General features: G+C 71.8%; 11 protein-coding genes. 6 read left to right on the top strand and 5 right to left on the bottom strand.

From position 1 onward, the window contains the following. Positions 1 to 217 precede the first annotated feature (217 nt). On the bottom strand, positions 218 to 1,462 hold the full coding sequence (locus KILIM_RS15260; RefSeq protein WP_006593619.1) for an NAD(P)-dependent malic enzyme: 1,245 nt from the start codon (positions 1,460 to 1,462) through the stop codon (positions 218 to 220). A gap of 638 nt (positions 1,463 to 2,100) precedes the next feature. Here KILIM_RS15260 and KILIM_RS15255 point away from each other — a divergent pair. The 3 genes from KILIM_RS15255 (at position 2,101) to KILIM_RS15245 (ending at position 5,679) form a co-directional block, all read left to right on the top strand. Next, positions 2,101 to 3,240, top strand: coding sequence for a YveK family protein (locus KILIM_RS15255; RefSeq protein ID WP_006593618.1), 1,140 nt, complete (start codon positions 2,101 to 2,103; stop codon positions 3,238 to 3,240). Positions 3,241 to 3,253: 13 nt separating this feature from the next. Beyond that, positions 3,254 to 4,576, top strand: coding sequence for a hypothetical protein (locus tag KILIM_RS15250; protein ID WP_006593617.1), 1,323 nt, complete (start codon positions 3,254 to 3,256; stop codon positions 4,574 to 4,576). A gap of 89 nt (positions 4,577 to 4,665) precedes the next feature. Next, positions 4,666 to 5,679 (top strand): glycosyltransferase family 2 protein, encoded by a 1,014-nt coding sequence (locus tag KILIM_RS15245; RefSeq protein ID WP_006593616.1) that lies wholly within the window; start codon positions 4,666 to 4,668, stop codon positions 5,677 to 5,679. Between the two features lie 106 nt (positions 5,680 to 5,785). Here the strand turns inward: KILIM_RS15245 and KILIM_RS15240 are convergent, their stop codons facing one another. From KILIM_RS15240 to KILIM_RS15220, 4 genes are all read right to left on the bottom strand, one after another. Next, positions 5,786 to 6,106, bottom strand: coding sequence for a hypothetical protein (locus KILIM_RS15240; RefSeq protein WP_040563554.1), 321 nt, complete (start codon positions 6,104 to 6,106; stop codon positions 5,786 to 5,788). A 374-nt stretch (positions 6,107 to 6,480) separates the two neighbouring features. Next, complete coding sequence (locus tag KILIM_RS15235; protein WP_006593614.1) at positions 6,481 to 7,872, bottom strand: glycosyltransferase; 1,392 nt, start codon at positions 7,870 to 7,872, stop codon at positions 6,481 to 6,483. A 26-nt stretch (positions 7,873 to 7,898) separates the two neighbouring features. Then, entirely contained in the window at positions 7,899 to 9,857 is a 1,959-nt protein-coding gene (locus KILIM_RS22525) for a glycosyltransferase (RefSeq protein WP_006593613.1), read from the bottom strand. 100 nt (positions 9,858 to 9,957) lie between these two features. Continuing rightward, on the bottom strand, positions 9,958 to 10,554 hold the full coding sequence (locus KILIM_RS15220; protein ID WP_006593612.1) for an acyltransferase: 597 nt from the start codon (positions 10,552 to 10,554) through the stop codon (positions 9,958 to 9,960). 538 nt (positions 10,555 to 11,092) lie between these two features. Between KILIM_RS15220 and KILIM_RS15215 the strand changes: the two genes are divergently transcribed. The 3 genes from KILIM_RS15215 to KILIM_RS15205 all read left to right on the top strand — a co-directional run. Further along, a complete protein-coding gene (locus tag KILIM_RS15215) occupies positions 11,093 to 12,661 on the top strand; it encodes a glycosyltransferase family protein (protein WP_006593611.1) in 1,569 nt (522 codons plus the stop codon). 5 nt (positions 12,662 to 12,666) lie between these two features. Further along, entirely contained in the window at positions 12,667 to 13,539 is an 873-nt protein-coding gene (locus tag KILIM_RS15210) for a hypothetical protein (protein ID WP_006593610.1), read from the top strand. 384 nt (positions 13,540 to 13,923) lie between these two features. After that, the coding region (locus tag KILIM_RS15205; RefSeq protein ID WP_006593609.1) for a phytoene/squalene synthase family protein at positions 13,924 to 14,847 on the top strand (924 nt) is incomplete at its 3' end.

Here is a 14,847-nt window from a genome sequence, read left to right as displayed (position 1 = left end):
CGACCAGAGCGCCCCAGCCAGCCCCCGCCGCGGGCCAGCCCCAGCCGGCCCTGCCGCCGAGTGTTGCGCTCGCTGCCGACCGACGCGGTTGCAACCGCGCCCCACGGCAGCGAGCGCAACACTCGGCGGGGTTGGGTTGGGGCGGGGCGGGCGGGAGCGGGGGGCAGGGCCGGGCGGCGGGGCGGGAGCGTGCGGGGCGGCGCCCGGAGCGGGTGGGTCAGGCCTCGGCGAAGGGAGACAGTGCGCCGGCGATCGTGGGCACGAGCCGCTCGTCGAGCAGTCCGGGCACGATGCACGCGGCGGTGGGCTCGGGCACCAGGGCTGCGACGGCGTCGGCGACGGCCAGGAGCATCGGGGTCGTGATGCGCACCAGCCCCAGGTCGAGCGCGGCCCGGAAGATCCCGGGGATCACCAGCGCGCTGTTGACCTGGTTGGGCAGGTCGCTGCGGCCCGTGGCCACGACGGCGGCGAAGCGCCCCGCCACGCCGGGGTCGACCTCCGGCCGCGGGTTGGCCAGCGCGAACAGGATCGGATCGGGCGCCATCCCCTGCAACCGCCGCAGCGTGACCCGCGCGCCGGAGGCACCGATGAACACGTCCGCACCCTCGTACGCCGCGCCCAACTCCCCGGCCAACCGGCGCGGATTGGTGCGGAACGCCAGCCGGTGCTGGTGCTCCTCCAGGTCGTCGCGGCAGCGCGAGACGATGCCGACCCGGTCGCCGACCACGACGTCGTGCACCCCGGCCGCGGTGAGCAGCAAGCCGGTCGCGGTGCCGGCCGCACCGGCTCCGCAGATCACAACTCGCAGGTCCTCGAACCGCTTGCCGACCACGTGCGCCGCGTTGCGCAGCGCCGCGAGGGTCGCGACGGCGGTGCCGTGCTGGTCGGCGTGCAGCACGGGCACGTCCAGCCGCTCCTGCAGCAGCTTCTCGATCTCGAAGCAGCGCGGCGAGCTGATGTCCTCGAGCACGATCCCGCCGAACGTCGGCGCCAACCGGCTGATCGTGTCGACCAATTCGGCGGCGGACCCGGTCTGCAGGCACAACGGCATCGCGTCCAGGCCGGCGCCGGCCGACATGAGCATCGCCTTGGACTCCATGAGCGGCAACGCCGCTCGCGGGCCCGCGTCGCCCAGTCCGTGCACGGCGGAGGCGTCGCTGATGACCGCCACCGTGCGCGAGCGCATCGTGTAGCGGGCCGCCAACGCGGGCTCGGCGGCGATCGCCTCGCAGACGCTCGACACTCCGGGGCTGTACAGCCGTGCCAGGTCGCCGCGGTCCCGTACCGGCCGAAGTACCCGCGTGCCGACCTGGCCGCCCTCGAAGGCGGCGAGAATCGACGGGACGCCGTCGACCGCGTGCAGTCCACGGTCGGCACGGTCGGCGTTGCGCTGGGTACGACGGGCGGAGGTGTCGCTGGGCACCTCGAACGGGCCGGTGGGGGGCCCGGTGAGCACGGACATGGCAGATTCCTCGGGAAGTGGCGTTCGGGCAGACCGCACGCGCAGACGACGACTCTCCCCCCGAGGGGACCACAGTGGCTACAGGCAACAGGGCCACCAGCACCACGACGCGTCGGACGCATACCGATCTGGCTGAGAAGAAGCCTGGGTGCGGGCCACTGACACGCCGCGGGGGGTGACCCGCGTACTCCAACCACCATGACACAGGCAGCAGCTCGCGCACCAGCACCTATCCGCAGGCGGCCGTGTGCTTTTGCGCACGGGCGCCGGCGTTCGAGCGCGTGTGGGTCGCCGCACTCGGTCCGTTGGATACATGCGCAAGGCCGCAGGCAAACGAACCTCTCCCGGGCGGCGGGATTGGCCCAGACGCCCCCGGCCGTGCGAGGCTTGACGTTGGCAGCGGTCCGCCAGAGGCGAATTCGCCCCGTGAGCAGAGCTGCCCGACGCCGGTCCGGGGCAAGGCAAGGGCACCCCGGCGGGCCCCGGACTCGCGATGTTCATGGGCGGTCGTTCAAGTGTGAGTTGGACGCTCGTCAGGGCGTCGGTACAGTTGGGCAGTCGGCGCCTTCCGCGACTGGGGGATAGTCCGGAAGTCGAAGCCGACAAACGACGTGTTGATCTGTGCAAGGGGGAATCCTGTGGCCAACGTGGCCGAGAACAATGCTGACCCGTGGGGCCGGTCGCTCATCGAAACCCTCCGCCGCTGGTGGTGGGTGGCGATGGCCGCTGCCGTCATCGGCGCGGGCGTCGGCCTGGCCGCCGGGGTGAACTCGCCGCGGACCGCCGAGGCGATGCTGGCGGTGCAGATCGCCAGCGACAACCCCGATGCCCTGACCCGCGCCGCGACGAACGCCGTCACCGAGGCCAACACCCAGGAGGTGTACGCGGCGGCCGCCCAGGAGCGGCACACCGACGCGCCCTCGCTGCGGTCCCGCTCGGAGATTCTCGTGGTGCCCAACTCGACCGTGCTCGGGGTGCGCGTCACGGCCGACACGGCCGAGAACGCCTCCGCCGACGCCAACGCGCTGGCGGTGGCCGCCGTCAACCAGAGCGCCCGGCGCATGCAGAACGACCTGCGCTCGCTGACGACGAACACCGAGACGCTCATGACCACCGAGCCGTTGGCCGACGCGCAGGCCGAGCGCACGCGCAAGAACCAGCTCGGCGGGGCGCTGGCCCAAAGCCAGCAGGCGCTGCTGACCCAATCGCGCCAGCTCACCGTCCTGCAGCAGGCCGACCCGGCCGGCGCCACCTCGACCTCCCCGATCCTGCTGGGCCTGCTCGGCGCGATCGGCGGCGGGCTGCTGGGCCTGGCGCTGACGATGCTCTTCGGCGGGCGCCGCGGCCGCATCAGCTCGATGCGCGAGATGCGTCGCCTCTACCCGAACCTGGAGTTCATCCCGGCGCGCGACGTGCCCGCCATCATGAGCATGGAGGCCGGCAGCTCCGACCGCATCGTGCTCTCCGGCGTGCGGGTCCCGGCCGCTTCGGTCCGCGGCCTCGTCGAGCCCGTCGAGGCCGGCGTGCACGCGGCCGGGCGCGACACCCACGTGACCGAGGATGTCGCCCAGTTCGGCAGCGAACACTACGGCCGCGACGGCGACCGCCAGGTGACCGTGCTGCAGACCCCGCTGTCGGGGGCCATCGTCAAGCGGGTCGGTCGCGACCCCCGCTCCGTGCTGCTCGTGCTGGTCCGCCCGCACAAGACGCGCTTCGAGTGGATCGACGAGCACGCGGCCCAGTTCGGCGAGCGCACCTACGTCGTCGTCGACGGCTGACCCGGAGCCGGCCGTGACCAGCTCAGCCACCTCGTCCGGCTCCGCGGCCGCCACCGCACTCCCGGCGGCGCGGCGCTACGCCTCCCGCCTGTCCGACCCGGTCACGTGGGTCACGTGGATGTTCGTCGTGAACTTCCTCGTGCAACGAATCTCACTGCCAGGTCTGTCCATTCCGCTGACCGTGCCGCTCATCGTGCTGTTTCTGCTGGCCGGTTGGCGGATGGGCGTGCTGGCCATCGAGCCGCGGCGCACCTTCTTGTGGCTGGTGGCGGCGGGCGCCTCGGCGTTCGTCGTGCTACCGCAAACCCTGCTGGTCAACAACCTGTACATCAGCGTCAACAGCTGGCTGTTCTGGATCGTCTTCTGGTTCCCTGCGTGCTTCATGTTCGTCGACCGCAGCCGGGCGACCTTCCAGCGAGTCATGGCGTCGGTGGCCAACGTCGGAGTCTGGCTGGGCGGGGTCTCCACGGCCTTCCTGGCCGTGCAGTTCGTCGGCATCCCGTACCGCGACATCGTCGCCGACGTGGTGCCCGCGCGCTTCCTCGTCTCCGGCTTCAACACCGCCTACCCGTTCTTCTACGGCAGCCCGCTCATCAAATCCAACGGCTGGCTGGCCCTCGAGCCCTCGTTCATGTCGTTCACGCTCGGCCTGTGCGTCATGGCGGGCCTGCTCAGCGGGGCGCGGGTCTGGAAGGTCGCGGTCGCCGGCGTCGGCATGCTGTGCACGGTCGCCGGCTCCGGTTTCGCCATCGTGCTCGTCGGGGTCCTGGTCATGCTGCTCAACCGCCAGTTCCACCTGCTGCGCTTCTACCTGATCCCCGGCCTGTTGCTCGCTGCGATCACGATCCCGACGTCCATGGGCCAGCAGCTCATCGCCCGCCTGGGCGAGGGCCAATCGTCGAACACCTCGACGGCGTTGCGCACGGTCGAGCCGTACCTGTACCTCGTACCCAAGTGGATCGAGTCGTTCCCGCGGGTGCTCTTCGGCGGCGGCGCCGGCTCCTCGCGCGAGCTCACCGGAGGGGCCGGAGTCGATGGGTTGATCGTGCCCACAATCGGCAAGGTCTTCTACGACTACGGCCTGTTCGCCGGAGCGTTGCTGCTGTTCGTCGTGCTCGCGTGCTTCGTGCGTACCCCCGAGCCGGCGATCGGTTACGCCGTGCTCGCCTCGATGCTCATCATCCAGCCGCCCGCGCAACCGCTCGTGGTGCCCGCCTTCCTGCTCTCGACCCTGTTCGCACCCGTCGCCTGGCGCGACTCGCGGCTCGACCCCTTGGCTGGGCGGGTACGCCGCCTGCGCCACTTGGGTCGAGCTCGCGTCCGGCGCGCAAGTTAGGATGACCTAGGTTCGGCGCGAGCGTCGCGACCATGGGGCACAGGATTCGGCGTGGGGGACGCACCCAACGATGTGGAGTTGAGTGAGCGATGAGCCAACGGACCGTCAGCGTGCTGATGCCGGTGCTCAATGAGGAAAAGTCCGTCGCGGCAGCGATCGGGTCGGTCCTCGCCCAACGCGAGGTAGACCTCGAGGTGCTCGTCATCGACGGGCGCTCGGCCGACGGCACCCGCGCGATCGTCACCGAGATCGCCGCGCGCGAGCCGCGGGTGCGCCTGCTGGACAACCCGCAGGTCATCATCCCCGCCGCCCTGAACGTCGGCCTCGCCGCCGCGACCGGGGAGTTCGTGGCCCGCGTCGACGGGCACGCCTCCGTCAGCGGCGACTACCTGGCGCTCGGCGTGGCACACCTGCGCGACGACCCGGCGCTGGCCGCTGTCGGCGGCATCCGCAACGGAGTCAGCAGCACCCCCACCGGGCGGGCCGTGGCGCTCGCGCTGTCGAGCCCGTTCGGCGTCGGTGACTCCATCAACCACTTCGGCACCCACTTCCAGCGCACCGACCACGCCTCCTTCGGTGTGTACCGCACCGACGTGGCCCGCGCGGTTGGCGGCTGGGACGAGAGTCTGCTCGTCAACGAGGACGTCGACTTCGACCACCGCATCCTGGCCGCGGGGCACGAAATCGCGTTCGACCCCGCGATGAAGATCTTCTGGCACGTGCGCGACAACGCCCCGGCCCTCTTCCGCCAGTACCGCCGATACGGGCGCGGCAAGGCCGCCATGGCCCGCAAGAACGGCCGCTCCGCCATCCGGCCCCGACACCTGGCCGCCCCCGTCGCCGTGCTCGGCACCGCCGGCCTCGCCGCGATCGCCGTGCGACACCCGCGGTTCGCGGCCCTGGCCTACTCGCCCTACGTCGTGGGGGTGACCCTGGCCAGCGTGCAGGCCTGGCGCGCCCGCGGATCCGCGCCAGTCGACCCGGCCACTGTGCCGCTGTCGTTCATGGCCATGCATTACGGCTGGGGCCTGGGCTTTCTCGAGGGCTACGTGCTCGGGCGCACCCCCATGCGCGCCAGCGGCAGCGCCCGCACGCGCACCTGAGGCCACGGCCTGCGGCCTGGCTCCTCGCGGCTGAGTTCCTGGTCGCTCAGTTCCTGGCCGCTCAGTTCGGGGCCGCTCAGTTCGGGGTGGCTCAGTTCGGGGTGGCTCAGTTCGCTGCGGCCAGGCTCGCCGCGTGGATCGGTACGGCGGAGCCGGTGGTGACAGTTGCGCCGAGCAGCAGACCGACCGCCGTGGCGGGGTCGAGCCGCGACTGGGCGGCGTCGGCCGCGGTCGGGGCCCGCAACGCGATCAGGTCGACCGAATACCGCGGCTTACGACGCAGACCCGCCTCCATCGCACTGGGCACCTCGACCGAGTAGCGGGGCGTACGACGCAGACCAGCCTCCACAGCGCTAGGCACCTCGACCGAGTAGCGGGGCGTACGACGCAGTCCGGTCTGCACGGCGACGGGCACGTCGCCCGCCACGGCGCTTGCAGGGACGGCGCTTGCAGGGACCAAAGCGACGGCGGGTGCGGGGGCGATGGTGGCGGCGGAGGCCGTCGAAAAGGTGGTCAATGGGGACATCAAGAGGCCGGCGACAACAAGGGTGAGGGCACGAAAAAGGGCGCGCAAAAGCATGGGGACATCCACTCCTGCCCGGCGCGGGAGGGATGACCGGGCGGCACAGCGATCCGGGTGACAGGGGACGGTAGGCCCCGCCGGATCGCTGCGGATCGGCCCACTGACCCCACCCCATTCGGCCGTGAGCCAACACGATTTAAGCCGGGTTCCCCGTAGCTTTATCGACCGTGTCGTTACTCACCGACTCACCGAATCAGCAACCGCGCGGCGACCAGCTGCTATGCGCCTCCGGAGGCCGTTGACTGCGTCGAGCCGCCCACCCCGGCAGACCCCGGGAGGAGCCGCCGTAGCCGCGCCTCCAGCGCGTCGAGCTGCTTGGTGCGCTCGTAGCGGGTGGCGAACTCGCGGGCCGCGGCCACCTGCTCGGGGGTCACGGTGTCGACGAGCTCGCGGGCCGCGACGAACGCGTCGGCGATGTCGTCGGGCGCCAGCGAGCGGGTGCGCACGAGCAGCGGATAACCGTCGAGCACCTGCGCCACCGCGCAGTCGGCCTCGTACAGGCCGAGGATCGGTTTGCCCGTCGACATGTACTCGAAGACCTTGCCGCTGGTGACGTACGGCGAATCCGCGACGATCATCAGCAGCACGTCCAAGGCGTCGTAGGCCTGCGCGATCTGCGCCTTGCCGACGGCACCGTGCCAGACGACGTCCTGGGTGGCGTCATCGAGCGGCAGCGTGTTGCGGACGGCGGCGCTGACCCCGAAGAAGCCGAGATGCCCGTAGAGGTCGGCGACTGAGTCCGGCAGCCGGCCCGCCTCCTTGGCGCGCCGCCAGCCGTCCCACACGATGGCGTGCGGCTGGTTGGCCGTCAGCGTGCCGACGTACCCGAAGTGCACCCGGTGTTCCGCGGGCTCGCTCTCCTCGGTCGTCTCCGCCTCGGTCCGCTCCCCCGCCGTCACGGCGTCGGCGGCGTCGTAGCCGTTGGCGACGACCATCATCTTGTCGGCGTCGCCGGGGTATTCGCGCTGGTGCCAGGCCAGCAGCGGGGTGTTGACGAAGGAGATGAGCGAGGCGTCGGCGAAGGTGCGCTTCTCCCACGCGAACGCCGCGTGCCCGGGCGGGAAGGCGTACTCGTCGGTGAACAGGTTGAGGGTCCAGGAGTCGCGACTGTCGAGCACGTAGGGCACGCCGGTGAGCTTCTTGAAGGTCCAGACCGCCTGGTAGCAGCTGTACGGGTTGCCGGTGGCGAGCGTGAGGTCGAGCTTGTGTCGCCGGTGCACCTCGACGAGTCGGCGGATAACCCCAGGCACCCAGCTGCCGTACTGATCGCACCACACCCTGCGGATGAGTCGCGCGGTCACCCGGCGGTGCACCTCGGGGTAGTTGCCGCGCAGCGGCCCGAACCGGCGCAACTCCTGCTCGAGGTGGCGCATCGGCAACGGGATGCGCTCGACCTGCACCCGCGGGTCGATAGCGGCCAGCAGCGAGTCGTCGCTGGAGCGGGTGATGTGCTCGAAGAAGTCGGGGGTCACCGTGAAGACCGTGACATCCCAACCGTGCTCGACGAGGTGATTGGCCAGCGCGAGCATCCGGTACACGCCGCTGGCGCGCGAGGGGGGAAAGTAGAACGCGACGAGCCCGATGTGTGGGCGCTTCGACGATGACCGCACAGAATCGTTTGACGACTGGGCGTGGTTCACAGCTCCTCCGCCCCGCTGGTCTCGTGCTTGGGCCCGTGCACGGCCAGCCACCAGCGCGAGATGGCCGCGGCGTTGAACGGCCCGTGGTGCACGATCGCCTCCGGATGGCGCATGGCAAGTCGGTAGGCCAGCTGCGTGAGCCGCCCGCCCAGGTGCACGAGCACGTCGAGCCGGTCCATGGCCAGCTCGGGTTGCGCCTCGACGCGCCGGGCCATCGAGCGGCCGCGCAGCACTCCCCACACCAACCGGTACACGCGCTGCTCGCTGACGTTGGCGACCCGGCGCTGCAGGCGTTCGGCGCTGGTCAGGCCGCGCAATGCCGGCTTGGCCGCCCGCTGCGGCAGCCGCGGCACGAGCTTCTCCGCGCCGCGCAGCACGGCCCGCGGCGCCCGGTCCACGACGGCGCGTTCGAGCGTGCGCAGCGCGTTGTAGCGGTCCACGTTGCCGGGGGTCACCAGGCGCACCCCGGCCGGCACCTGCGCGATGCCGTCTTCGAGGTCGACGGCCACGATGTCGCAGCCCAGGTCCGCCGCGCGGTCGGCACCGTGCATGACCCGGCGCCACTGCTGCGGGCCCTGAAAGGCGACGACGATCGACAGGTCCAGCGGCGGCGCCAGCGCCGGCTTGGTGGCGCCGTAGACGTACTTGGCCAGCAGGTCCGCGGCTCGCTCGAAGCCGTACAGCGAGCGCATCATCGTGCGCACCAACTCGAGCTGCGCCGGGCTGTGATCGGTGCGCAGCGACGCGACGGCCGCGCGCACCGACTCCGGGCTGGGGTCGACGTCGACGAAAGCGGCCAGGCCGTAGCCCGCGGGGATGACCATCGTCTCTTCCGGGCCGCTGCACCGGGTGACGACGACCGGCAGTCCGGTGGCGGCGGCCTCGACGACCGTCAGCCCGAACGTCTCGTACTCCGAGAGGTGCACCAGCACGTCGTGGCGGCCGAAGAAGCCGGCGACGTCGGCCGGGTCCACCTGCCCGGCGAAGGTCACGCGGTCGGCCAGTCCGGCCTCGCGGGCCTGGGTCGCCAGCTCCTGCCGCATCGGTCCGTCGCCGACGAGCGTCAGGTGCAGGCCCTCGCGGTCGTTCTCACGCACCTCCTGCGCGAACGCCTCGAGCAGTCGGTGGACGCCCTTGCGCGCCACGAGGTTTCCGACGTACAGCCAGCGGTCATGGGCGCGCACCGGCTGCTCGCGCAGCGGCAGGATGTCGAAGCGCACCGGGTTCGGCACGGCCGAGATGTAGTCGGCCTGCTGCGGGCACAGGCGCCGGAGCCCCGCCGCCGGGCCGTCGCTGACCGCCAACACCCGCGAGGCGCGGGCAACCGCCGCGCGGTACTGGATGGCGGCCGACGTGTCGGCGAAGATCGCCCGCACGTAGGTGGCGTGCTCGGTGATCGAGAACCGCGTGCGCCGGGCGAGCAGCGGCGCGATCGCCGCACCCGTCGGCCCTCCGACGTGCGCCGAGACGATCCGGGCCCGCCCGATGAGGTCCATCGCGTGCTCGCGTAGCGCCTCCCGGTGGATCTCCATCGCCACCGAGCGCGGCGTGTTCGCCGGGTGCGGCGCGCGGATGACCACGACATCCGCCTCCGGCCGCGACTCCCGCCACGACCACGAAGGCACGCGCGCCGCCCGGGACGACGGAGGCTGGGCGCTCTCGCCCGCCGAGCCCTCGCCTCCGATACCCCGTTCCGACTCCTGTTCCGACCCCGCTCCGGAACCGTCTCCGGCGTCGAAGCCCGCACCTGCCGGCGGCTCCTCACCCTCGTACAGCGGGTTGCCGTCGACGTGCACGACCGTGATCCGCTCGGGGTTCTGCATGTTCATCGCGATCACGGCGTCGCGCACGAAGGTGCCCCACATGGGGTTCTGCTTCGTGGGGTACCACGGCGTCGCGACAAGCACGAGGTCGTAGTCGTCGGCCGCGGCCGGCGTGGCGGCTGCTGGCGCCACCGGTACGGGAACCGGGACAGGTGCCGGAACAGAGCCCGAAACTCGGCTCGGCTCGACCGGCTGGACTGGTGGGACGGGAGGGGTCGGCGTGCTCACAGGCTCAATCGTGCTTCAACACCAGCGCTTCGTCGGTTTCGACATACGTCTCACCCGTTTTCGGGCAGCGCCAGCGGCCCTTGCCGAGCGACTTGAGGGTGACCCCGGAGCGGCCGACCCAGCGGATGCGCTTGGCGGGGTTGCCGGCGACGAGCGCGAAGTCCGGCACGTCCTTGGTGACGACCGACCCGGCGGCCACCATGGACCAGGCGCCGATGGTCACCGGAGCGACGCACACGGCGCGGGCCCCGATCGAGGCGCCCTCCTTGCACGTGACGCCCACGGCCTCCCAGTCGTCGCCGCGCTTGAGCGCGCCGTCGGGGGCGACCGAGCGCGGGTACTCGTCGTTGGTGAAGATCGCCGCGGGGCCGACGAAGACGCCGTCCTCGAGGCGGGCCGGCTCGTAGACCAGCGCGTAGTTCTGCAGCTTGCAGTTGTCGCCCATCTGCACCCCGGTGCCGACGTAGGCGCCGCGGCCGATGATGCAGTTGTCGCCGATCACGGCGTCCTCGCGCACCTGGGCCAGGTGCCAGACGCTGCTGCCCTCGCCGATCGTCGCCTCTGGAGAGACGTCGGCGCTGGGTTGAATCTTGGGTGCCATGTGGAGTCCTTTCGCGGGCCGGGTGGTGCTGGCCCGTGGGTCTGTGTCGGCAGAGTTCACCGAAACGGCCGCCCCGTCGGTGTCCTGGTGCGGCCGTTGCTTCGCTGCCCACACTACGCACGCCACCGGGTGGGGCCTGCCGTGGGCATCCGTCGCCGGAGCCGGATCGCACCCCGTTCGGTACCTTCTGCTGGGCTTGTTGTGGGCTTCTACGCAGTTCACGGACCAGGGCCGCGCCGGCGCAGCGCCTTTCGCGCAACGAGGTTCTTTCGTGGGTCGGGGCGCTGCCGCCATCGGCCCGAGAAATGGTGTCAACACCGCTCTACCCGCCGCCCGAACGAGCTGTGTGGCCCGGTGGTGACGCCCGGGCAAACAGTGTGTGCACAGCGCGCGCAGGGCCTCGACCGACCATCTGATTCGGCACCTGATCCCGGCACCTGAGCACGGCGCCCCGATCTCGGCGGCCAGGCCCGGTCTGCGCCGATCACCCTGGCGCCCTGAGATACTGGCACCCGACGTCACGCTCAGGAGGAGCGCCTTGCCACCCCCTTCGCATACTTCCTCGACCACCCACTCGGCCGCGGGCACCCGGCCTCATCTGCTGTACGTCGCGTGGGGCTATCCGCCCTCGCGCGGCGGCGGCGTCTACCGCGCCCTGGCGACCCCCAACGCCTTCGCGGCCCAGGGGTTCGATGTCACGGTGCTGACCTGCACCGAGGAGACGTTCATCGCCTCCACCGGGGCCGACTACTCCCTCATGGAGCAGATCGACCCGGCGATCGAGGTCGTGCGCATCCCGTTCCCGTGGCCCGCGCTGGAGACCGACGTGCGCAACTGGTCGGCGCTGCGGGCGCTGGCACCGCGGGTGTGGCGGCGCCGGCAGCGGCTGCTGGACGTGCGGGACTTTCCCGAGGTCTCCTACGGGCCGTGGCGCCGGCCGCTGGAGGACGCCGCCCTGGCGATCCACCGCCGCAAACCGGTCGACCTCGTCGTCGGCACCGCCAACCCCAACGTCGACTTCGCGGCCGGCGACGTGCTCAACCGCCGGTACGGCATCCCCTACGTCATGGACTACCGCGACGCGTGGATGCTCGACGTCTTCTCCGGTGACCTGCTGCACTCCGAAGGCGGACGCGTCGACAAGTTGGAGCGCGATCTGCTCGGTCGGGCCTTGGAGGCGTGGTTCGTCAACGAGCCGATCCGGGCCTGGCACGCGCAGCGGCACCCGCAGCTGGCGGACCGTCTGCACATGGTCGCCAACGGCTACGACCCGCAGTTCGCCCCCGAGGCCGACCTCGACCCGCCCGCCCTGCGCAACCCGGAGGCGCCGTTGACCTTCGGCTACATCGGCACGGCCTCCAAGAAGGTGCCGCTGGCCGAGTTCGCAGCCGGGTGGCGGCTGGCCCGGCAACGGCCTGAGCTCGCCGACGCCCGCGCGCAGCTGTGGGGCTACCTGGGGTTCTTCGCGTTGCCGAACGCCGAACTCGTCGAACTCGTCGAGCAGTACCGCGGCGACGACCTCACCTACTGCGGACCCGTGCCCAAGCAGGACGTGCGGGCCACCTACGCCACGTTCGACGTGCTGCTGTTGATTCTCGGCGCGGGTAAGTACGTGACCAGCGGCAAGGTGTTCGAGTACACCGCCGCCGCCAAACCCATCGTGTCGGTGCACGACCCGGGCAACGCCGCCACCGAGGTGCTGCGCGGCTACCCCCTGTGGTTTCCAGTCGGTGATCTGGAGCCGGAGTCCATCGCCGACGCGCTCGCCCAGGCCGCGCACGCCGCCCGGACCGCCGACGCAGCGACCCGGCAGGCCTGCGCCGACTTCGCCGCCGCCTACTCCCGCGACCTGCAGCTCGCCCCGCGCGTGGCGGCCCTGCGCGCCGCGGTCACCGGCTCCGGCGGCGGGCTCCCCCAGTCCCCCGGCCCCGCCCTCCAGCCCGGCCCCGCCCCCCAGCCCGGTGCCCCCCGGTCCGGTGCCCCCCAGTCCGGCGCCCTCCAGTCCGCCGACGGTTGCGGTCCCAGCCGAGGGTCGCGGTCGCAACAGCAACCGTCGGCAGGGAGCGCAACCCACGCGGAGAGCCCGACGATCGAGGGGACGAGGTAACCCGGATGCGGATCCTCATCATGGACTCCGGCCGCGGGATCCGCGGGGAGAAGGTCGCGCTCTGGCGGGAGCGTCTCGGGCTGGAGCCCGACGACGATGTCGCGCTGCTGTCCTGGTATCCGCCGGCCGAGCCGCTGCCGGTCGTCGCGCACCTGGTTGCCGGGCCCGCGCTGCACCTGGGTCGCGAGCCGCGGCGCGTGCCGACCCTGGCCGAGGCCGGGCTGCTGCCTGGCGACGCGCTGTCGGATGCGGCTGCCGCAGTCGCCGCGGGGGCGGATGCGCGCGACGCTGACGATCCCTGGGCCGGCGCGGCGGACGGCGACGGCAGCGGTGAGATGTACGGCGACGAGATCTCCGAGCAGTACGCCGAGCCCGACTCCCTGGCGATCATCGACGCCGACGTCGAGGACGAACTTGCCGAGCAGGACACCCTCGCGCAGTCGGCCGAGACCGAGGCGGCCGCCGCGATGGAATCCGCCGCGCGCGTCGCCCACCTGCCCAAACAGCACCCGCAGCGGCTGGCCCACGGGGTGCGCTGGCGCACCAACCGGGTGCGGCTGCAGGTGCGCGGCGGCTACCGGCGCGGGCGGGCGCGGGCCCGGGCGGCTCATCGCCGCGGGGCGCAATGGCCCTCCCAGGCGCTGCGTTCACTGCTGCGGCTGCGCGGCAGCGGCATCGCCAACGAGTTCGCTTTGTCGGTCTCGCGGTCGCGCGCCGCGGCCGAGATCTTCGCGGGCGCCGACGTCGTCGTACCCGTCGACGACCTCTCCTCGCGGTCGGCCTGGATTCTGGCCCGGCGCGTCGAGGGGCCCGACGTCGTGGTCACCTTCCACGCCGCCGCCCGGCGCATCGCGCAGGTGCGGTTGCGGGCGCAGTGAGTGCGCTCGCGCCGCCCTATGGCGCGCGCAGGGTCGGCCGAGGCCCAACGCCGCAAAGATAGTGTTCGCTTTTACACGGTCTGCTGAGCAAAAGCGAACACTATCTTTTGGCGTCTCCAAGAAGTCGGAGCCTGCAGGCCGCCGCGGGGGTGACGAAAGGACGCCGGTCTGGCTGAGCGTGGCCAGAAACCGTTAAGGTGCTTAACCTACGTGACCGCAGCGGCCTGCCCGTTCTGGTCCGCGCAGCCCCAGCCAGGCCGGCGAGGGTCAGCGAGGGTCCGGGTGCGCTCGAGTGCGGCCGACCCACCGAGTCGGGTAGCGCCCAAGGAGACCCGCGTGTTGAATCGACCTCAGTTCCCCGCACATTCGTCGACGAGGTAGCGCATGCAGTCAGCCGCCGTCCAGTCCACCGCAGGGCTGCGCGACGACCTCGAGCCCGGCCTGCGCGCCTGTCGAGACCTGACGCGAGCATTCGGCACCACCTACTACTGGGGCACCCTCTTCCTGCCGCCGGAGCAGCGCCGCGACGTCTACGGCGTCTACGCGCTGTGCCGCCTGGCCGACGACATCGTCGACGAGCCCGAGGCCCGGCATCTGCGTGATCTCGACCTGCCGGCCGACGCGGACGCCGGGGTGCGCCTCAACGCTTTCAGCGAGCGCTTCTACACCGTGTGGGAGACCGGCCAAGACCCGCACCCGACGCTGCGCGCGATCGGCGCGACCGCCCGCCGGCTGGAACTCGACCGGGGTTGTTTCGAGCGGTTCTTCGGCGCGATGGCCCTCGACCTCGAACGGTCGAGCTGGTCGAGCTGGCCCGAGCTGCGGGACGTCTACATGGAGGGCTCGGCTGCGGTCATCGGCGAGATGATGCTGCCGGTGCTGCGGCCACTGACCGCCGAGGCGCTGGGGCCGGCGAGATCGCTGGGGCTGGCGTTCCAGCTGACGAACTTCATCCGCGACGTCGGGGAGGACCTCGACCGCGGCCGCGTGTACCTGCCCGCCGACGAGCTGAGCCGGTTCGGCGTCGACCCCTGGCAGCGGCGCGTCACACCGGCGTGGCGGGACTTCCTCGCGGCGCAGATCGCCCGCAACCGGGAGCTGTACGCACTGGCCGAGCCGGGAGTCGGCATGCTGCCGAGCGCCTCCGCGCGCTGCGTCGCGGCTGCGCTGCGGATGTACTCGGCGATCCTCACGCGCATCGAGGCGGCCGATTACGACGTCTTCAGCGCCCGGCGGCGGGTCTCCCCGGCGGCCAAGGCCGCGATGGCCCTGGCCGCCCTGGCCACCGGGCGCGGCCGCACCGCGCCT

The sequence above is a fragment of the Kineosphaera limosa NBRC 100340 genome (genome assembly GCF_000298215.1).
Taxonomy (GTDB): domain Bacteria; phylum Actinomycetota; class Actinomycetes; order Actinomycetales; family Dermatophilaceae; genus Kineosphaera; species Kineosphaera limosa.
The sequence above is the reverse complement of the archived record's forward strand: the minus strand, read 5'-3'. Positions and strand labels throughout refer to the sequence as shown.

What these genes read in the sequence shown, in the direction of transcription:
- KILIM_RS15245 (WP_006593616.1), top strand. Translation starts at nt 4,666, where the DNA reads ATGAGCCAACGGACCGTCAGCGTGCTGATGCCGGTGCTCAATGAGGAA.
- KILIM_RS15260 (WP_006593619.1), bottom strand. Translation starts at nt 1,462, where the DNA reads ATGTCCGTGCTCACCGGGCCCCCCACCGGCCCGTTCGAGGTGCCCAGC.
- KILIM_RS15220 (WP_006593612.1), bottom strand. Translation starts at nt 10,554, where the DNA reads ATGGCACCCAAGATTCAACCCAGCGCCGACGTCTCTCCAGAGGCGACG.
- KILIM_RS15210 (WP_006593610.1), top strand. Translation starts at nt 12,667, where the DNA reads ATGCGGATCCTCATCATGGACTCCGGCCGCGGGATCCGCGGGGAGAAG.